Here is a 19,461-nt window from a genome sequence, read left to right on the forward strand (position 1 = left end):
TTTTCCTCACGAGATAGCCGCCAGCGGTTGCGCAGTGGCAACCAGCAGGCGTTTGATTTCCGGTACGCAGGAACCGCATTGCGTGCCACAGCCCAATTCCTGTTTAAGCCCCTGCAAGTCCAAGCCACGTTCAATGCCTGCGCAGATCGCACGCTGGCTGACGTTCATGCAGTTGCACAGGGTTTTGCTACCACCCGTTGCGGCGCCGACATTGCCTGGCGGCGCGCTCAAAGGCGCCAGCAGCCAGCGCCGCAGTTGTTCATCGGCACGGCCTTCGAGCCACAGGTTCTGCAGCCAGTGCCGAGCCAGGGTTTCGCCGGCCAGGCGAATGGCGGTGATGCGGCCGTTTTCGATGCGCACCCGTTTGCCGATGGCGCGACGCGGGTCGTCATAGGCCAGCACCGGCCCGTCGATCAGGCCCAATTGCTGGTCGATGGCCTGGAGCAGTTGCGGTTCGGGTGCAACGGCGCTGGCAGCGCGAATCAGCAACGCGGGACGCTCACGGCCGGTCAGGCTCAGGCTGACGTAGGAAAACGCCTCACACAGGGGGCGCAGCGCCTCCAGATGCTGTTGAACATCGCCTTCGATCAAGGCGAAAAGCTGCCAAGGCAGGTTCACCGGCTCCAGGCGCACGCCGCTGTGCTTGAGTTCCGGTTGTTTCGACAAGGGGTCGAAAGCCGGTTGAGTCAGGGTATTCACGCCGCCCTTGAGGAATCGATCACCCCAGTGCATGGGCAGGAACGCTTGACCGGGGCGCACACTGTCGTCGCTGTCCACCGCCACGATCACGCTGCCGCGACGGCTCTTGAGGCTGACCAGGTCGCCCGCTTGCAGGCGATGCCGCTGCAGTTCATCGGGATGCAGGCTGAGTACGGCTTCGTTCACATGCCCAAACAGCTGCGCGGCGGTACCGGTGCGGCTCATGCCGTGCCACTGGTCACGCAAGCGGCCAGTGTTGAGGGTCAATGGGTAGCGGGCGTCACGCAGTTCCTGGGCGGCGCGATAGGGATCGGCCACGAAGCGCGCTCGGCCACTGTCGGTCGGGAAAATCCCGTCCACGTACAGGCGCGCCGTCCCGACCGTGGCGCCGTCCGGGAAGGGCCATTGCTGGGGGCCGAGGCGGTCGATCAGGGCATGGCTGATGCCGGACAAGTCCAGGTCGCGGCCACGGGTCAGTTGCTTGTATTCATCGAACAGTTGGGCCGGGGTGTCGAAGGCGAAAAGGCTGGGTTGGCCTGGGCGCAGACGTTTCTCCAGGCGTTGTGCGAAATCCACTGTGATTGCCCAGTCCGGCCGTGCTTCACCCGGTGCGCCGATGGCCCGACGGACGTGGGAAATACGCCGTTCGGAGTTGGTCACCGAGCCTTCCTTCTCGCCCCAACTGGCTGCCGGCAGCAGCAGGTCGGCAAAGGCAGCGGTCTCGGTGGTCCGGAAGGCTTCCTGCAACACCACGAACGGGCAGGCTTGCAGGGCCTCGCGTACCGCTGTCTGGTCCGGCATCGACTGGGCCGGGTTGGTGCAGGCGATCCACAGGGCCTTGATCTTGCCGCTGCGCACCTGCTCGAACAGCTCGATGGCGCTCAAGCCGGTGGTGGCGGGCAATTGCTCGACGCCCCAGTAACGGGCGACGTCGGCACGATGCTCCGGGTTGGCCGCTTCGCGGTGGCCCGGCAACAGGTTCGACAGGCTGCCGGTTTCTCGTCCGCCCATGGCATTGGGTTGGCCGGTCAGCGAGAAGGGGCCCGCCCCCGGCCGGCCGATTTGCCCGGTGGCCAGGTGCAGGTTGATCAGTGCGCTGTTCTTGGCGCTGCCGGCGGTGGACTGGTTCAGGCCCATGCACCACAACGAAAGGAAGCTCGGCGAGGTGCCGACCCATTCGGCGCACTGGTGCAGTTGTTCGACGCTGATGCCGCACAACTGGGCGACCATCGCCGGGGTGTAGTCGCGTACCAGGTTCTTCAGGTCCGCCAAACCTTCGGTGTGGGCGTTGATGAAGTCGCGGTCGACCCAGTCTTCCCACAGCAGCAGGTGCAAAATCCCATGGAACAAGGCGACATCGGTGCCCGGCAGGATCGCCAGGTGCAGGTCCGCCAGGTCGCAGGTGTCGGTGCGCCGGGGATCGATGACGATGATTTTCATCTGCGGCCGGCGGGATTTGGCCTCTTCGAGGCGGCGAAAGAGGATGGGATGGGCGTAGGCCATGTTACTGCCGACGATCATCACGCAGTCGCTCAGCTCCAGGTCTTCATAGCTGCAGGGCGGGGCGTCGGCGCCGAGGCTGCGTTTGTAGCCCACCACGGCGGAAGACATGCACAGCCGGGAATTGCTGTCGATGTTGTTGGTGCCCACCAACGCCCGGGCGAGTTTGTTGAAGGCGTAGTAATCCTCGGTCAGCAATTGGCCGGAGATATAGAACGCCACGCTGTCGGGGCCGTGTTCGGCGATGGTCGCCGCGAAGACGCTGGCGGCGTGATCCAGGGCGCTGTCCCAGTCGGTACGGGCCCGGGTCAGGCCTTTGCCCAGGCGCAGTTCCGGGTACAGGGCGCGGGCGGCGAGGTCGCCGGTCAGGTGCAGGGTGGACCCCTTGCTGCACAGTTTGCCGAAGTTGGCCGGGTGGGCGGGATCGCCGCTGACGCCGAGGATGCGCTCGTCGTCATGCTCGATCAGGACGCCGCAACCGACCCCGCAATAACAGCAGGTCGAGGCAGTGATCTGGCGGTTCATCAGCTTGCGTCCCGCAGGGCCAACTGCACCCGGCCGTTTTCCACCCGGGCCGAATGATGATGGGCGCAGCCCACATCGGGGGCTTGGGCCTGGCCGCTTTCCAGGTCGATCTGCCAGTTGTGCAGCGGGCAGGCCACGCGCTTGCCGTAGACCAAGCCTTGGGACAACGGGCCGCCCTTGTGCGGGCAACGGTCATCGAGGGCGAACACTTCATCGTCGCTGGTGCGGAAAATCGCGATATCGCCTTTGGGGCCATTGATGATGCGCGAACCGAGGATATTGATCTCTTCCAGTGCGCAGATATCCAACCAGTTCATGCCGGCACCTCCAGGTTTTTCACAGGGATGACCTCGAATTCTTTCTTCAACTGAGGCTGTTCCAGGCGTTGCTTCCAAGGGTCCTGTTCCAGCGACAGGGAAAACTTCAGGCGTTCGTGGAGGGCCTTGCGCCGCTCGGGGTCTTCCAGCACGGCTTTCTTGATGTGCTCCATGCCAACTCGCTGCATGTAATGCACAGTGCGTTCGAGGTAGAAGGCTTCCTCGCGGTACAACTGCAGGAAGGCGCCGTTGTATTCACGCACTTCTTCAGCGGTCTTGAGCTTGACGAAAAACTCGGCGACCTCGGTCTTGATCCCGCCGTTGCCACCGATGTACATCTCCCAGCCGGAGTCGACGCCAATGATGCCGACGTCCTTGATCCCGGCTTCCGAGCAGTTGCGTGGGCAACCGGAAACGGCCAGCTTGACCTTGTGGGGAGACCACATGTTGAACAGGTCGTGTTCCAGCTCGATGCCCAGTTGCGTCGAGTTCTGCGTGCCGAAGCGGCAGAACTCACTGCCCACACAGGTCTTCACGGTGCGGATGGATTTGCCGTAGGCGTGGCCGGACGGCATGTCGAGGTCTTTCCAGACGCCGGGCAGGTCCTGCTTCTTGATCCCCAGCAGGTCGATACGCTGGCCGCCGGTGACCTTGACCATGGGTACGTTGTACTTGTCGGCCACGTCGGCGATGCGCCGCAGTTCCGAAGGATTGGTCACGCCGCCCCACATCCGCGGAACCACCGAGTAGGTGCCGTCTTTCTGGATGTTGGCGTGGGCGCGTTCGTTGATCAGGCGCGACTGCGGGTCGTCCTGGGCTTCGCCGGGCCAGGTGGAGATCAGGTAGTAGTTCAGCGCCGGGCGGCAGGTGGCGCAGCCGTTCGGGGTGCGCCAGTTCAGGTAGCTCATGGCCCCGGCGATGGTCAGCAGGTGCTGGTCGCGGATCGCCTGGCGGATCTGGCCGTGGTTGAGGTCGCTGCAACCGCAGATGGCTTTTTCGCTCTTGGGTTTGACGTCCGCCGCGCCGCCGACGGTGTTGATCAGGATCTGCTCCACCAGGCCGGCGCAGGAGCCGCAGGAGCTGGCGGCCTTGGTGTGTTTTTTCACGTCATCGACGCTGAACAGCCCGTGCTCCTGGATCGCCTTGACGATGGCGCCCTTGCACACGCCGTTGCAGCCGCAGACTTCGGCGCTGTCGGCCATGCTCATGGCTTTGTCCTGGCCTTGGTGGCCGACGTCGCCCAAGGCGTTTTCGCCGAACATCAGGTGATCGCGGATCTCGCTGATGCCGTGGTTTTCACGGATCTGGCGGAAGTACCAGCCGCCGTCCGCGGTATCGCCATACAGGCAGGCGCCGACCAGCACGTCATCCTTGATCACCAGTTTTTTGTAGACGCCACCGATGGGGTCGGAAAGGGTGATGGTCTCGGTGCCTTCGCCGCCCATGAAGTCGCCGGCGGAGAACAGGTCGATGCCGGTGACTTTCAGCTTGGTCGACGTGACCGAGCCCTTGTAAGTGGCGAAGCCCAGTTGGGCGAGGTGGTTGGCGCAGACCTTGGCCTGCTCGAACAACGGCGCCACCAGGCCGTAGGCGGTGCCGCGGTGGTTGGCGCATTCACCGATGGCGTAGATGCGCGGGTCGTAGGTTTGCATCGTGTCGTTGACCAGGATCCCACGGTTGCACGGGATGCCGGATTTTTCCGCCAGCGCGGTGTTGGGACGGATGCCGGCGGCCATTACCACCAGATCGGCGGGGATGATGTCGCCGTTCTTGAACTGCACCGAGCCGACCCGACCATTGCCGGCGTCGTGCAAGGCCTGGGTCTGCTCGCTGAGGCGGAACTTCAGGCCACGGTTTTCCAGGGCAGTTTGCAGCAGTTGGCCGCTGGTCTTGTCCAGTTGCCGTTCCAGCAACCATTCGCCCAGGTGCACCACGGTCACGTCCATGCCCCGCAGCTTCAAGCCATTGGCGGCTTCCAGGCCCAGCAGGCCGCCGCCGATGACCACGGCGTGCTTGTGGGTCTTGGCGGTGTCGATCATCGCCTGGGTGTCGGCGATGTCGCGGTAGCCGATCACGCCGTCCAGGGTATTGCCGGGGATCGGCAGGATGAACGGGGTGGAGCCGGTGGCGATGAGCAGGCGGTCGTATTCGGCTTCGCTACCGTCTTCGGCGATGACCCGGCGCTTGACCCGGTCGATTTCCACCACTTTGCGGTTGAGCAGCAGCTTGATGTTGTTGTCCAGGTACCAGCTCAGGTCGTTGAGCACGATCTCTTCGAATGTCTGCTCACCGGCCAGCACCGGCGAGAGCAGGATGCGGTTGTAGTTGGTGTGGGGCTCGGCACCGAACACCGTGATGTCGTACAGCTCGTTGCTCAGCTTGAGCAGTTCCTCGAGGGTTCGAACCCCGGCCATGCCGTTGCCGATCATTACCAGTTTGAGTTTTTTCATCAGGGTTCTCCGCAAGCCAGGCCCGTTTCATCACGGCGATCGGACTGGCTCGGCAATTTTTACGAAAACAAAAAAAGGCGTCCCGCTAGCAAGCTAGCGAGGACGCCTTTGTCCTGGTCCCGTTCTCTCGGGAAGCACCGCCTTCATCGTTGGAGGCGTTGCTTTATGTATGGTGAGAGAGGTTATGCAGTGGTTGTGCCAAGTGCCGCGAGGGCGCGGATTTATTGAGGGGCAGGCGGGTGAGTCCAGTTGAAGAGGGATTTATTGCACCGAATCAAAGCGGGTTGCCCGGTATTGGAGCGTCTTGCAGGAGCAGTTGTATGGACGATCAGGCCGCCATCGCGAGCAAGCTCGCTCCCACATTGGATCTGCGGTGGACACAAAACCTGTGGGAGCGAGCTTGCTCGCGATAGGCGCGACCGGATCTCAGCTGTGAAACACCAAAAACAGCAGCACAACATTCACCACCAACGACACCAGCGCCAACGTCCGCCAGACTTTCAGCGGTTCGCGCTCCAGCAAGGGCCTGGGCCTTACGCTCAAGCTGCGGCGCTCGCCCTGTTCCAGCAGCAATAACCACTCTTCGGCGGTTTCAAAGCGCTGGCCCGGGTCCGCCGCGACGGCGCGTTCCAGGCTTTGCCCGAGCCATTCGGGCAGGTCCGGCCGATAGCGGCTGGCACTGACCGGCACACCGAAGCGCGGGCGCTGGAAGGCTTCGATTTCGCCGTAGGGATAATGCCCGGTCAGCAGGAAATACACGGTCACGCCGACGGCATACAAATCCTGTTGCGCCGTGGGCGCGGTGCCGCCGAAGGCTTCCGGGGCAATGTAGCTGGGGGTGCCGGGCAACACGTTGGCCTGGTCTTCGGACAGGCCCGGGCAGTACGCCAACCCAAAATCCAGCAAGCGCAATTCCCCGTCGTCGCCCAGGTGCAGGTTTTCCGGCTTGATGTCGCGGTGGTAGATCTGCCTTCGATGCAACAGGCCCACGGCCCGCACCAGCCGTTGCGCCAGGTCCAGCCATTGCGCCAGAGGCAGCGGTCCACCCTGGTTGAACAGTTCGGCCAGGGTCGCCCCCGGATACTCCCGCATCACATAGTACAAGTGCTGCCGCTGGGGAACGCCATGGACCTCGGGAAACTGTCGTCCGGCGACCCGCTTGAGAAACCATTCTTCCGAGAGCAAGGCCTGTCCGGCCCGGCTGTCGTCCCGTAGCTGCACGGGCAGGGTTTTCAGCAGCCAGGGTTGGCCTTGGCCGTCGTGTACCCGGTAGAGCAACGATTGCTGGCTGTGGCCGAGCAGGCTTTCGATCTGCCAGCCCTCGAAGACCTGGCCCGGTTTCAGCGCCGGCGGCAGGGGCCATTGCTGCAACTGGATCAGGGCATCGCCGATGCTGGCTTCGCCCACCGCATCGACCCGCACCAACAAGGCGCTGGCGTTGTCCTGGCTACCGGCCAGGTGCGCGGCGTTGACCAGGGTCTGGGCGGCGAGGTCCAGGTCCGGTTGGTCCCGAAGAATGCCGGCGATGGCCGTGTCCCCCAAGACCGCCCAGACGCCGTCGCTGAGCAATACGAAAGTTTCGTCGATGCGCAGTTCACCGTCGAGAAAGTCGAGGATCAGGTGTTGATCCAGGCCCAGGGCGCGCTTGAGCACATGTTGCATGCCCTGCTGTTCCCAGACGTGATCCTCGCTGACCCGTTGCAGATGATCGGCGTGCCAGCGGTAGACCCGGCAATCGCCGACATGCGCGAGGGTGAAGCGCCGGCCTCGCAGGACCAGGGCACTGACGGTGGTGAGCAGCGGTTGCCCGCCACCGTTGGCCTGCAGCCAACGATTCTGTGCCAGCAACAGCCGGTCCAGGGCCTGGGCCACGCCCCAGGTTTGTGGCGTGGAATAGTAGTCCAGGGCCAGGGCCTGCAAGGTCGAACGGGCGGCCAGCCCGCCATCGGCGCATTGGCTCACGCCGTCGGCGATGGCGAACAGGTAACCCTTGCTGGCGGCCAGGGCCGGGGCGGGGGTGACCAGGCGCAGGGCGTCCTGGTTTTCCTCCCGCGGGCCAATGGCACTGGCTTCGGCGAAGCTCAATTGCAGGCTCATGGTTGCAGGTTATACCCGAGCAGCGGTGACGGCGGCCGAACCCCAAGTGGTTCTCCAGCGACGCTTGACGCCGTGCAGGCCGAACCAGGCCAGGACACCGAGGCTGGCGAACAACCACAGCGCCAGTTGATAGCTGCCGGTGCTTTGCTTGATCGCCCCCATGCCCGCCGCCAGGGCGAAGCCACCGATGCCGCCGGCCATGCCGATCAGCCCGGTCATCACGCCGATTTCGCGACGGAAGCGTTGTGGCACCAGTTGGAACACCGCGCCGTTACCCGCACCCAAACCGAGCATGGTGCAGACGAACAGGGCCAGGGCCGCATAGGAGCTCGGCAGGTTGAAGCCCACCGCCGCGATGCAGACCGCCGCTACGGTGTACATGCCCAGCAAGGTGCGGATGCCGCCGAAACGGTCCGCCAGGGCACCGCCCAAGGGCCGCATCAGGCTGCCACCGAAGACGCAGGCGGCGGTGTAGTAGCCGGCGGTGACCGGGCTCAGGCCGTATTGGTCGTTGAAATAGCCGGGCAGGGCGCTGGCCAGGCCGATGAAACCGCCGAAGGTCACGCTGTAGAAGAACATGAACCACCAGCTGTCACGATCGCCCAGGGCCTTGAGGTAGTCGGCCATGGATTTGGCTTTCGGCCGCTCGGGGGCGTTCTTGGCTAGCCAGGCGAAGAGCACCAGGGTCAGCACCAGGGGGATCAGCGCGAAGCCGAACACATTGGTCCAGCCGAAGGCCACCGCCATCACTGGAGCGATCAACGCTGCGAGCACGGTGCCCGAGTTACCGGCGCCAGCGATGCCCATGGCCTTGCCCTGGTGCTGTGGCGGATACCACTGGGACGCCAGCGGCAGGGCCACGGCGAACGACGCGCCGGCCACGCCCAGGAACAAGCCCAGCAACAAGGCTTGCTCGTAGCTGTGGATGCCCAGTTTCCAGGCGCAGAACAGCGCACCGATCACAATCACCTGGCCGACCATGCCGGCGGTCTTCGGCGAAATCCGATCGGCCAGCAGGCCCATGAACAGGCGCAGTACGGCACCGGCCAGGATCGGCGTCGCCACCATCAGGCCGCGTTGTTGGGTGGTCAGGTGCAGGTCGGCGGAGATCTGCACCGCCAGTGGGCCGAGCAGGTACCAGACCATGAAACTCAGGTCGAAGTAGAGGAAGGCCGCGAACAGTGTCGGGGTGTGGCCGGATTTCCAGAAGCTTGAATTCATCGCGCACCTCAGCTGTAAAAGTCTCGAGAAATGAGTCAGTGCTTAGAGCAGTGCGCCGTCTGTGGTCGCACCACCGGCTCCGAAGAGCCAAAACAAAAAAACGCCGCAACCCGGATCGCCAGAGAGGCAAGGAGGGTGTGCGACGTCTTTGTCGTAGGTGGGGCAACCGCCGTTGGTTACCTGTGGGTTTGTTTAAGCGAGATCTGTGCCAACAGTAGGGATTGGCGTGAGGGCTATCGCGAGCAGGTCAGTCAAAGGTGATGTTGAATGCAGGGCCGCCATCGCGAGCAAGCTCGGCTCCCACAGTTGGTTGGGGGTGTTCGCAAATATTGTGTTCACCCCTGGACCTGTGGGAGCGAGCTTGCTCGCGATGGCGCCAGGCCAGGCGCCACAAGGCTTTCAGCCGAGCAACTCGTTCATGGCAATGATCTCCCACAGTTGGTTGGGGGTGTTCGCAAATATTGTGTTCACCCCTGGACCTGTGGGAGCGAGCTTGCTCGCGATAGCGCCAGGCCAGGCGCTACAAGGCTTTCAGCCGAGCAACTCGTTCATGGCAATGATCTGCTCCGCCACCTGGATCAGCTTCTGCTGGCGGCTCATGGCCTGGCGGCGCATCAGGGTGTAGGCCTGTTCTTCGTTGCAGTCCTTCATCTTCATCAGCATGCCCTTGGCCAGTTCGATGCGCTTGCGTTCGGCCAGTTGCTGGTCCCGGGCCAGGAGTTGGGCGCGCAGGGCCTGGTCGCTTTCGAAGCGGGCCATGGCCACGTCGAGGATCGGTTGCAGGCGTGCGGCGTGGATGCCTTCGACGATGTAGGCACTGACGCCCGACTTGATCGCCTGGCGCATCACATTGGGGTCGTGCTCGTCGGTAAACATGACGATCGGTCGTGGTTGGTCACGACTGACCAGCACCACTTGCTCCATCACATCGCGTCCGGGTGACTCGGTATCGATCAGGATCACATCCGGACGCACCGTTTCGACGCGCGCCGGCAGGTCGATGGTCAGGCCGGATTCGTCGATCACTTCGAAGCCGGCTTCAATCAGGGCGGCCTTGAGGCGGCCGACTTTTTTCGCGGTGTCGTTGATCAGCAGGATACGCAGCATGGTCGTGGCTCCTGTCAGCGGCTGGCGAGAAGGGGAGCCGCATCGCTCAAGGCGTGCAGTTTGAAGCTGCGGGCGTACCCGGCCGGGTCCGAGCCGTCCCAGGTAATGCCGTCGATCAGTTGGCTGCTGCGCATGTCCTGGCCCGGGGACGCGATGTCCAGCGCCGCACAGGCTTCACGGTACAACGTGAGCTGCTGGACGTCCCGGGCCACGGCCAGGTAATCCGGGTCTTCGCGCAGCAGGCCCCAGCGACGGAACTGGGTCATGAACCACATGCCGTCGGACAGGTACGGCAGGTTCACCTCGCCATTGCCGTGGAAACGCATGGCGTGGGGATCCTGCCAACTGTTGCCCAAGCCATCGGCGTAGATCCCCAGCAAGCGGGGCTCGATGCAGTCCAGCGGGGCGTCGAGGTATTCGGGGGCACTCAACAGTTGCGCGGTGCTGCGACGGTTTTCGCTGTTTTGTTCGATGAAGCGGCTGGCTTCGAGGATCGCCATCACCAAGGCCCGGGCGGTATTGGGGTATTGCTCGACGAACGCCCGGGTGCAGCCCAGGACTTTTTCCGGATGGTCGGGCCAGATGGTCTGGGTGGTTGCCAGGGTAAAACCGAGGTTCTGTTTCACCGCGCTGGCGCACCACGGCTCGCCGACACAAAAGCCGTCGATGCGCCCGGCTTGCAGGTGCGCAATCATTTGCGGCGGCGGCACCACCACGCTGTCGACGTCCGACAAGGGGTGGATGCCCTGGGCGGCGAGCCAGTAATAGAGCCACATGGCGTGGGTGCCGGTGGGGAAGGTCTGGGCGAAGGTCAGTTTCGGGCGAGTTTGGTGCACGTGTCGTTCCAGTGCTTCAGGACTGGTCACGCCCTGGGCCTGCAAGCCATGGGACAGGTTGATGCTCTGGCCGTTCTGATTCAGCCCCATCAGCACCGCCATGTCGGTCGGTGCGACCCCGCCGATGCCCAGGTGCACGGCGTAGACCAGGCCATACAGGCTGTGGGCGGCATCGATTTCACCGCTGACCAGTTTGTCCCGCAGGTTGGCCCAGGATGCCTGGCGCTTGAGGTTCAGGGTCAGGCCGTAGGGTTGGGCGAAGCCCTGGGTGGCGGCGACCACCACCGGGGCGCAGTCGCTCAGGGCCATGAAACCGAGGTTGACCGCGCTCTTTTCCGGGGCATCGCTGCCATTGACCCAGGCCAGGGGTTGGCTGGAACTTCATTCATCGCGCTTCACCTTTACACATAAAAAAAGCGCCGTGTCCGAGCCAAATGCCAGAGCCGGGCCGAAGACGCCGCCGTTGTCCCTTTAATCAGTCTGGCACTCATTTGGCCGTCGGCATGGGCGCCGATGAACAGTAATGGTGCAAGGCATATGCCAGCCCGGCCCTCATCACCTTTCCATCAAGATTCCCGGCGTCGGGTCTTTCATCCTGTCGTTCCTTCCAACGCCACGTCGCAAAGGAGACGGTATGCAGGACAAATCAATTCGCGCCACGGCCTTGCCTGATCTGGGCGAACGCGTGCTGCACCTGCGCGTGGCCCAGTCCCCGGTTCAGCTCAATGCTGCGGGGTTGGGCCGCAGCCACTGCCTGCCCGTCGGTTGGGAGGGGTTGTTGGTACAGAACGATTCCCTGCGCTTCAGTGGTGGCGAGCTGCATGTCACGCCGGTGTGCGAAGCGACGCTGGTCAAGCTGCAGGCGTTCCTGGATATGAGCGATGCCCTGGTGGATGTCGGGCAACGGCTGGACGCGCTGCCATGGGCCTTGTTGCCGGTGGCCGGCGAAACCGTCCGCTCGCCCCAACGGCTCGAACGCTGGTACATCGGGCAAGCGATGGATGGCACCGAGGCCTATCACGCTGTCGCTCGCCTGTTGCGGCATCACGAGAGCTACGGGCTCGTGCGTTTTTTGCTGGAGCAAGGCACCCGCAGTGAAAAGCTGACTACCCTGGCGCAGCGTTATGGCGTGTCGGTCTCGCATTTTCGCCGGCTCTGCCACCAGGCCCTGGGCAGCGCGGCCAAGCCGGCCTTGCGCGGTTGGCGCACGGCCCAGGCGTTGCTGAACATGAGCCTTGGGGACGGCTCGCTGACCGATGTCGCGCTGGAGTTCGGCTTCGCCTCTTCGTCACATTTCTCCAAGGAGATTCGCGAGCTGGTGGGTTTTACCCCCAGCAGCCTGGCCGATATCACCTACCTGCCAGGCAAGTGAATCGATGATCCCTCGTTCGTTATCCCGGGTCCTGTTATTCCTCTGCTTGAACGGCGCGTGGCTGCTGGCACCCGTTGCCGCGGCCGCCAATGTCTATACCTTCGAGGCCCGGGAACAGAGCGCGCGCACGTTTTTCAGCGAGTTGTCCGGGGCCTTGGGCAAGCCGGTCATCGTCAGCAAGGCCGCAGCGGCCAAGCGCATTGGCGGGACGTTCGATCTGCGCACGCCGCAACGGACGTTCGAGCGGGTCAGCGCGCAGATGGGGTTGATCTGGTACAGCGATGGCCAGGCGATCTATCTGTATGACGCCTCGGAAATCAAGAGCGCGATGATGTCGTTGCAGACCTTGACCGTCGCCAAGCTCCAGGCGTTCCTCGGGCGTTCGGGCTTGCACGATGGGCGTTATCCGTTGCGCCACGACGGGCTGCGGACGTTCCATGTGTCGGGGCCGCCGATGTATGTCGACCTGGTGGTGCAAGCGGCCGGGTTGATGGACAACCAGCGCTCGGAACTGCTGCTGGGCAAGCAACAGATTGGCGTCATCCATGTGCGCAACACCTTCGTCAGTGACCGCCAATATGAGCTGCGCGACGACAAGGTGACCATCCCCGGGCTGGCCACCGTGATCGAAGCGTTGTTGCGCGGTGAGCAGCAACAGGTCGAGCCGTCGGTGGCGCAAACCCCCGAACCGCGACCGCGGGGGACGATGCCGGTGTTTCCCCTCGAAGGCCTGGCGAACACCTCTTCGGACCAGGACCCGACGGCCCCACGCATCATTGCCCGCGAGGTGGCCGCCGGCAACATTCGGGTGGTGGCCTACCCGGATACCAACAGCCTGCTGGTCAAGGGGCTGCCGGAGCAGGTGCGTTTCATCGAGAACCTGGTCAACGCCCTCGACACGCCGAAACGCCACGTCGAGTTGTCGCTGTGGATCATCGACCTGCACAAGGATGAGCTCAACCAGTTGGGCATCAACTGGCAGGGCGCGGTGAAGTCAGGCGGGCAGTTCAGCGCCTCGCTCAACGCCGGCTCGGCCACCACCCTCGACGGCGCCTCGTTCGTGACCCAGGTCATGGCGCTGGAACGTACCCACCGGGCGAACGTGGTCTCGCGACCGGTGATCCTGACGCAGGAAAACGTGCCGGCGATCTTCGACAACAACCGCACGTTCTACGCCCCACTGGTGGGGGAGCGCAGTGTCGATCTGCAGCACATCACCTACGGCACCCTGGTCAACGTGCTGCCGCGTTTCGCCCAGGCCGACGAGATCGAGATGTCGCTCAATATCGAGGATGGCAACGAAGTCGAGAATCCCGGCCGGGGTGAGCAGCCCAGTGCGTTGCCGACGGTCGGGCGTACCCGCATCAGTACCGTGGCGCGGGTGCCCCAGGGCAAGAGCCTGCTGGTGGGCGGCTTCACCCGTGACGATCACGGCGAGCAGATCGGCCGCGTGCCGGTGCTGGGGTCGATTCCGTGGATCGGCCGTTTGTTCAGCTATCGCCAGGGCCGCTCGGCCAACACGGTGCGGGTGTTTCTGATCCAGCCCAAGGAGATCCGCGACGCCCTTGAGTCCGCCACGGTGGAGTTGGGCATGCCGTTGCTGACCCCTGAGCAGCACGAGCGCGTGCGGCGAATGTACTTCCGGATGTCCGAGCAATGATCCTGCCACCGGTTTCCATGGGCGGCCGGGCCGCCCAGGCCCGGTTGAATGCCGAGAAGGCCGCCGAACATCCACAACCGCAAGTCGACGCCGAGGCGACGCTGGACGACAGCGCAACGGCGGCCGTGGCGCAGCGCATCGTGCAGATCAGCGACGAGTTGTCGGCGGCGCTGACGCAGTTCCGTGCCCGACGGTTGTTCGAGCTCAAGTCCGAAGCCCTGACCGACACCTTCGAACGCGTGCTGGAGGACGACACCGTGCCCAAGGCCCGGCAGGTGCTGAGCCTGGCGCGGCTAGCGGACAAGCCCGTGGCCTGGTTGCTGCAGATGGCGCGCCGCCTGTTCCCCGATGACAGCGACCTGGCGCTGGTGCTGCGGGCGTTGTTGCGCCGCCGCAACCTGGAAACCCACACCCGCCAGCGCCTCGAAACGCTCTTGCAGACGGTGGTTGCCCAAGGCTCCCCCAAGCGCATGAACGCCGGGATCAACGCCGCGCTCAAGGCCAGGATGTTCGGCAAGAGCATGGCCGTCAGGGCCGGGCTGTTGCGCGAAACCTACCGGGATTTTCTCGAGTCCGACGAAGGCCCGCTCGGTTGCTACCAGGACTGGATCGCCCTGTACGGCCCGGCACAGCGCATGAATGTGCTGGTCTTCATCGAAGCCGCGTTGCTGACTGATATCAGCGCCCAGGACCCCAGTTGCTCGCGCCTTGAGTTCGGTCAACTGTTGACCCGGGTGACCGACCTGAAGCGCTTGCGTTCGGCCGATGGGCTGTTTATCGGCGCCGTGCTCGGCGATGCACTGGTCTGTCGGCACAACCCCCATGAGACCGAATGGCTGGTGTTCCTGCTCGGCGTGTTGACCTACCCCGACGACCTCGACCAGCTACTGCTCGGGGCGTTGGGCGAGCAGGTGCTGCTCAGTGCCCACCGCGAGCGTTCGACGTTGCTGCAAACCCTGCGGCGGCTCAGCCTGCAATTGCCGCCGCCATTGTTTGCCGATGAAGAGGCGCCACAACGCCTGGCCATTCAGTTCACCCGCCTGGCCGACGTCGCCTATGCCCACGAATGCATCGAACAGCGCCAGTCCGGCGGTCAGCCATGATCTTGTCGCGGAGCCTGGCCTGAAATGCTTAATGTGTTCCTGCGAAGTGTCGGCGCGCGTCCGGAGCTGCTGATCCTGACCTTGATGGTGATGATCATCGCCATGCTGATCATCCCCCTGCCGACGGTGCTGGTGGATTTTCTCATCGGCCTGAACATCGTCATCTCGTTGTTGGTGTTCATGGGCTCGTTCTACATCGAGCGCATCCTCAGCTATTCGACGTTCCCGGCGCTGCTGCTGTTGACGACCTTGTTTCGCCTGGCCCTGTCGATCAGCACCAGCCGGCTGATTCTCAGCCAGGCCGATGCCGGCGAGATCATCGCTTCCTTCGGTGACTTCGTGATCGGCGAAAGCCTGGTGGTGGGCTTCGTGATTTTTTCCATCGTCACCATTGTCCAGTTCATCGTGATTACCAAAGGCTCGGAACGGGTGGCCGAAGTGGCGGCGCGCTTCTCCCTGGACGGCATGCCCGGCAAGCAAATGAGCATCGACGGCGACCTCAAGGCCGGCGCCATCGATGCGGCCCAGGCGCGGGAAAAACGCAGCGTGCTGGAACGTGAAAGCCAGCTGTACGGTTCTTTCGACGGGGCGATGAAATTCATCAAGGGCGATGCCATCGCCGGCATCATCATTATTTTCGTCAACTTCATCGGCGGCATGGCCATCGGCGTCGGGCAACTGGGCATGGACCTGTCCACGGCCCTGTCGACCTACACCCTGTTGACCATCGGCGATGGCCTGGTCGCCCAGATCCCGGCGCTGCTGATCGCCATCGGCGCCGGTTTCATCGTCACCCGCGTCAACGGCGATGACAGCAACCTGGGGCGCAACATGCTCACCCAGATGCTGGGCAACCCGTTCGTCCTGGGCGTCACCGCGTTGCTGGCGGTGGGCGTGGGCCTGTTGCCCGGTTTTCCACTGCCGACATTTCTCTCGATCGCCGCGGTGCTGGGGCTGGTGGTGTTCGTGCGCCATCGCCGCGCCTCGCGCCCGGCTGGATCGGGGGAAAGCCGCAGCGAACCTGCCGAGGCCGGCGCGGGGCCGGGGGCGTCGGGACTGATCGATGACGTCGACAACGTTGCGACCGAAACCATCGCCCTGATGCTGCTGGTGCCCCCGGCGCACCTGCAAGCGTTGGAGAAGAATCGTTGGGCGGCGCGCTTTCGCAGCCAGTTTTTCGTCGATTACGGGTTGCGCATTCCCGAACCGCGGCTGCGGGCCAGCGAGGTGCTGCCAGTCCATCAAGTGGCGGTGCTGATCAATGAAGTGCGCGCCGAGCAGTTCGATATTCATTTCGATCACTGGCGCCTGCTGGATTACTCCCCGAATTGGAACCGTTGGGCTTTGCCCTGGTGCGCGGCACCGACAGCAATCGCCTGGGCGGCGTCTGGGTTACGGGTGCCGACCGGGAGCGGGTGCAGCAGTTGGGTTATCACCTGCGGCCTGCCGACGAAGAGTGTTATCGCTGCCTGGTCACGTTGCTGGCGCGCAACATCCAGGAGTTTTTCGGCGTGCAGGAAACCAAGCAGTTGCTCGACGAAATGGAAGCGCGTTACCCCGACCTGCTCAAGGAAGTCTATCGCCACGTCACGGTGCAGAAGATCGCCGAAGTGCTGCAACGCTTGATCGGCGAGCGGATCTCCGTGCGCAACATGAAGCTCATCCTCGAATCCCTCGCCCATTGGGCCTCCCGGGAAAAGGATGTGCTGGCGCTGGTGGAACACGTTCGCGGCGCGATGGCTCGCTACATCAGTAACAAGTTCGCCCAGGGCAACGACCTGCGGGTGTTGCTGTTGTCGGCGGAGTTCGAGGACGTGGTCCGCCGGGGCATCCGACAAACCTCGGGCGGCAATTTCCTCAACCTGGAGCCGGCCGACTCGGAAGAGCTGATGGACCGTCTCAGTGTCGGCCTGGACAGCGTGCACATCGCCCACAAGGACATGGTGCTGCTGTGTTCGGTCGACGTGCGGCGCTACATCAAGAAACTGATCGAGGGACGTTTCCGGGAGCTGGACGTCATGTCGTTCGGCGAGGTTTCCGAGAATGTCTCGGTCAATGTCATCAAGACGCTTTGAGGAGATCTGCCCCATGTCGCACATCTTTTTGCAGGTTGTTGAAACGCTGGCTGAGCAGCCGTGACGATGAATGTCCAGCTGGAAAGACGGGCGGCCCATCCCTTGCGTTTGAGCGGTCCATTGATCGAAGCGGCGCTGAGTGAGGTGGTGGTCGGCGAAATCTGTGAAGTGCGCCGGCATTGGCGTTCGCCCCAGGTCGCAGCCAGGGCGCAGGTCATCGGCTTCAAGCCTGGCGCGGTGCTGCTCAGTTTGCTGGGCGAGGCGAAAGGCTTGTCCCGGGAATCGATGATCGTGCCCACCGGCTCGACTTTGCAGTTGACGTGCAGTGACGCCTTGCTCGGCAGCGTGGTCGATCCCCAGGGCGTTATCGTCGAGCGCCTGGCGCCGTCGACGGCGGTCGCCCAGCGCGATTGTGCGGTGGATGCCGACCCACCGTCGTACCAGCAGCGACGCCCGGTGGTGGAGCCGCTGCGCACCGGTATTCGCGTCATCGACGGCTTGCTGACCTGCGGCGTCGGCCAGCGCATCGGCATTTTTGCCGCCGCCGGTTCCGGCAAGACCACCTTGATCAACATGCTGATCGAACACACGGACGCGGAGGTTTTTGTCATTGGCCTGATTGGCGAACGCGGGCGCGAAGTCACCGAGTTCATCGAGCATTTGCGCCAGTCGCCCAAGCATTCCCGTTGCGTGGTGGTGTACGCCACGTCGGATTTTTCCTCGGTGGATCGCTGCAACTCGGCGCTGCAGGCCACCACCATCGCCGAGTATTTTCGCGACCAGGGCCGGCGCGTGGTGCTGTTGCTGGACTCGTTGACCCGCTACGCCCGCGCGCGCCGCGACCTGGCCTTGGCCGCCGGTGAAGCACCGGCGCGGCGGGGTTATCCGGCCTCGGTGTTCGATGCCTTGCCGCGCCTGCTGGAACGTCCGGGTGTGACCGCGTCGGGCAGCATCACGGCCTGGTACACCGTGCTGCTGGAAAGCGACGACGAGCCGGATCCGATCGCCGAGGAGATTCGCTCCATTCTCGACGGCCACGTCTACCTTAGCCGTGCCTTGGCCGCCAAGGGGCATTACCCGGCCATCGATGTCTTGCGCAGCGTCAGCCGGGTGGCGACGCAGGTCACTACGCCAGAGGTTCGGCAATTGGCAGCCGCGACTCGCGACGCCCTGGCGCGCCTTGAACAGTTGCAGGTGTTTCTCGACATGGGCGAGTACAGCCCGGGCGCGGACGCGGCCAATGATCACGCGCTGCAACGTCGCGAAGCCCTCGACCAATGGTTGCGCCAGCCGACGGATCAATCCAGTGAGCCAGATGAAACCCTGCGGAGCCTGCATGAAATCATTGCTTGATCGACGACGCCTGCTGGCCTTCAGTCTGTTCCGCCGGCAACGCGGCGAGCAGGCCGTGTTGCGTGTCCAGCGTCAATTGCAGCCGCTGCGCCAGGAACAGTCCGCTGTCGAGGAGCAAGAGGCGGCGCTGCAACGTTTGTTGAGCAGCCATCAAGCCAATGATTGTGTGCTGGATCACGGCCAGTTGTTGGCGCTGTTGCGCACCCAGGCGGTCATCCGGCGACGCATCGACCTGCTGCGTGTCGAGCGTGACCGCGTGGATCAGCAGTACCGGCAGGTCGAGCAACAGTTGCAGGCGCAGCGCGAGCAACTGCGTGGGCTGCAACGCAGACACGACAAGTATGCGCGCGGCGTCCAACAGCTGTTGCGTGGGCAACGGCTCGAGGCGGTGCGCCGCGAAGAACGGGAGCTGGAAGAGATGATCGGAGTGCGGCGATGAACGAGGTCTTTGCAGTGCCCACGGGGCCGGTCCAGGCCCTGGAGCCCGTCGACGAAGGTCCGCTGGATGAGCTGCTGGATCAACTCGTCCCGGTGCAAGAGGATGAACTGCCACAAGGTGTGCTGGACCTGGTGACGGCGCTGATTCTGCCTCGGCGCCCCCTGATGGAAGCCGCCCTGACGCTGACCAGGCAGGCGATGAAGGTGGGGCAGGCGGCGCTGGCGGTCGAGCGCGATGAAGCCCGGCCGTTTGGCCGTGATACGGAGGGGGTTGAGCCTGCTGGCAAACGGTGGGTTGCCCGGAAAACCCAGGCTTTTCCACAGGCAGGCCCTCCGTTCGGCAAGTCAACCCAATACGCGTTGCCGCAACGCCTGGAGCCTGTGGCCCCTGGCGTCGATAAAGCGGCGGTGTCGGCATTGGTTGAACCGCTGGCGGTGGAGCCTTTCACTGCACCCCGTCTCGACGAACAACCGTTGCCCCAGGCGCCGATGAGCGCTCAAGGCCCGCGCCAGGCGCCGGCCGTTGCCCCAGCGGCCCTCCCTTCAGCGGCACTACCACCAGCGCCGCCAATGCTTGAGGTGATGGTCGAGGCGTTGCCGGACACGGGCTGGGGCGTGCTGCAAGTACCGTTCAATAGAGGGGCTGCCAGTGGACAGATAACCATTACCCGGGTGCCCGAAGAATCCCCCGGAGCCTGACGCTCAGCC

General features: G+C 63.8%; 13 protein-coding genes and 1 pseudogene. 7 read left to right on the forward strand and 7 right to left on the reverse strand.

Annotated elements, in window-relative coordinates:
* Positions 1–6 precede the first annotated feature (6 nt).
* The 7 genes from ACZ5M5_RS09370 to ACZ5M5_RS09400 all read right to left on the reverse strand — a co-directional run bounded on the left by ACZ5M5_RS09370 (position 7) and on the right by ACZ5M5_RS09400 (position 11,118).
* Positions 7–2,724 carry a nitrate reductase gene (locus ACZ5M5_RS09370; protein WP_464738921.1) on the reverse strand — a complete coding sequence of 906 codons (2,718 nt, stop codon included), beginning with the start codon at positions 2,722–2,724 and terminating at the stop codon, positions 7–9.
* Complete coding sequence (nirD, locus tag ACZ5M5_RS09375; RefSeq protein ID WP_018605256.1) at positions 2,724–3,041, reverse strand: nitrite reductase small subunit NirD; 318 nt, start codon at positions 3,039–3,041, stop codon at positions 2,724–2,726. The genes ACZ5M5_RS09370 and nirD overlap by 1 nt, the downstream gene beginning before the upstream one ends.
* Positions 3,038–5,491 (reverse strand): nitrite reductase large subunit NirB, encoded by a 2,454-nt coding sequence (gene nirB, locus ACZ5M5_RS09380; RefSeq protein WP_060738486.1) that lies wholly within the window; start codon positions 5,489–5,491, stop codon positions 3,038–3,040. Before nirB ends, nirD begins: the two co-directional genes overlap by 4 nt.
* 426 nt (positions 5,492–5,917) lie before the next feature.
* Positions 5,918–7,588, reverse strand: a complete 1,671-nt coding sequence (locus ACZ5M5_RS09385) for a bifunctional protein-serine/threonine kinase/phosphatase (RefSeq protein WP_060738485.1) — start codon at positions 7,586–7,588, stop codon at positions 5,918–5,920.
* Positions 7,589–7,597: 9 nt separating this feature from the next.
* Positions 7,598–8,809, reverse strand: coding sequence for a nitrate/nitrite transporter (locus ACZ5M5_RS09390; RefSeq protein ID WP_025212688.1), 1,212 nt, complete (start codon positions 8,807–8,809; stop codon positions 7,598–7,600).
* Positions 8,810–9,340: 531 nt separating this feature from the next.
* Positions 9,341–9,916, reverse strand: coding sequence for an ANTAR domain-containing response regulator (locus ACZ5M5_RS09395; RefSeq protein WP_060738484.1), 576 nt, complete (start codon positions 9,914–9,916; stop codon positions 9,341–9,343).
* 14 nt (positions 9,917–9,930) lie between these two features.
* Positions 9,931–11,118: a CmpA/NrtA family ABC transporter substrate-binding protein gene (locus ACZ5M5_RS09400; RefSeq protein WP_464739345.1), complete on the reverse strand. Its 1,188-nt coding sequence runs from the start codon at positions 11,116–11,118 to the stop codon at positions 9,931–9,933.
* 268 nt (positions 11,119–11,386) lie between these two features.
* Between ACZ5M5_RS09400 and ACZ5M5_RS09405 the strand changes: the two genes are divergently transcribed.
* From ACZ5M5_RS09405 to ACZ5M5_RS09435, 7 genes and pseudogenes are all read left to right on the forward strand, one after another.
* The gene (locus tag ACZ5M5_RS09405) at positions 11,387–12,124 is read left to right on the forward strand and encodes a helix-turn-helix domain-containing protein (RefSeq protein ID WP_464738922.1); all 738 of its coding nucleotides are present in this window, start codon (positions 11,387–11,389) and stop codon (positions 12,122–12,124) included.
* A 4-nt stretch (positions 12,125–12,128) separates the two neighbouring features.
* A complete protein-coding gene (gene sctC / locus ACZ5M5_RS09410; RefSeq protein WP_464738923.1) occupies positions 12,129–13,784 on the forward strand; it encodes a type III secretion system outer membrane ring subunit SctC in 1,656 nt (551 codons plus the stop codon).
* Positions 13,781–14,887: a type III secretion system gatekeeper subunit SctW gene (sctW, locus tag ACZ5M5_RS09415; protein ID WP_464738924.1), complete on the forward strand. Its 1,107-nt coding sequence runs from the start codon at positions 13,781–13,783 to the stop codon at positions 14,885–14,887. Before sctC ends, sctW begins: the two co-directional genes overlap by 4 nt.
* Positions 14,888–14,911: 24 nt before the next feature.
* A pseudogene (locus ACZ5M5_RS09420) lies at positions 14,912–16,962 on the forward strand (EscV/YscV/HrcV family type III secretion system export apparatus protein).
* A gap of 66 nt (positions 16,963–17,028) precedes the next feature.
* A complete protein-coding gene (gene sctN / locus ACZ5M5_RS09425; protein WP_464738925.1) occupies positions 17,029–18,315 on the forward strand; it encodes a type III secretion system ATPase SctN in 1,287 nt (428 codons plus the stop codon).
* Positions 18,299–18,754: a type III secretion protein gene (locus ACZ5M5_RS09430; RefSeq protein WP_060738477.1), complete on the forward strand. Its 456-nt coding sequence runs from the start codon at positions 18,299–18,301 to the stop codon at positions 18,752–18,754. Before sctN ends, ACZ5M5_RS09430 begins: the two co-directional genes overlap by 17 nt.
* Positions 18,751–19,452: a type III secretion effector protein gene (locus tag ACZ5M5_RS09435; RefSeq protein WP_464738926.1), complete on the forward strand. Its 702-nt coding sequence runs from the start codon at positions 18,751–18,753 to the stop codon at positions 19,450–19,452. The genes ACZ5M5_RS09430 and ACZ5M5_RS09435 overlap by 4 nt, the downstream gene beginning before the upstream one ends.
* Positions 19,453–19,461 lie beyond the last annotated feature (9 nt).

It is taken from the genome of Pseudomonas sp. Van50 (assembly GCF_055390755.1).

Coding starts and splice junctions, on each gene's coding strand:
- nirD (WP_018605256.1), bottom strand. CDS start 3,041: ATGAACTGGTTGGATATCTGCGCACTGGAAGAGATCAATATCCTCGGT.
- nirB (WP_060738486.1), bottom strand. CDS start 5,491: ATGAAAAAACTCAAACTGGTAATGATCGGCAACGGCATGGCCGGGGTT.
- ACZ5M5_RS09390 (WP_025212688.1), bottom strand. CDS start 8,809: ATGAATTCAAGCTTCTGGAAATCCGGCCACACCCCGACACTGTTCGCG.
- ACZ5M5_RS09435 (WP_464738926.1), top strand. CDS start 18,751: ATGAACGAGGTCTTTGCAGTGCCCACGGGGCCGGTCCAGGCCCTGGAG.
- sctC (WP_464738923.1), top strand. CDS start 12,129: ATGATCCCTCGTTCGTTATCCCGGGTCCTGTTATTCCTCTGCTTGAAC.
- sctN (WP_464738925.1), top strand. CDS start 17,029: ATGAATGTCCAGCTGGAAAGACGGGCGGCCCATCCCTTGCGTTTGAGC.
- sctW (WP_464738924.1), top strand. CDS start 13,781: ATGATCCTGCCACCGGTTTCCATGGGCGGCCGGGCCGCCCAGGCCCGG.
- ACZ5M5_RS09395 (WP_060738484.1), bottom strand. CDS start 9,916: ATGCTGCGTATCCTGCTGATCAACGACACCGCGAAAAAAGTCGGCCGC.
- ACZ5M5_RS09370 (WP_464738921.1), bottom strand. CDS start 2,724: ATGAACCGCCAGATCACTGCCTCGACCTGCTGTTATTGCGGGGTCGGT.
- ACZ5M5_RS09385 (WP_060738485.1), bottom strand. CDS start 7,588: ATGAGCCTGCAATTGAGCTTCGCCGAAGCCAGTGCCATTGGCCCGCGG.
- ACZ5M5_RS09405 (WP_464738922.1), top strand. CDS start 11,387: ATGCAGGACAAATCAATTCGCGCCACGGCCTTGCCTGATCTGGGCGAA.
- ACZ5M5_RS09430 (WP_060738477.1), top strand. CDS start 18,299: ATGAAATCATTGCTTGATCGACGACGCCTGCTGGCCTTCAGTCTGTTC.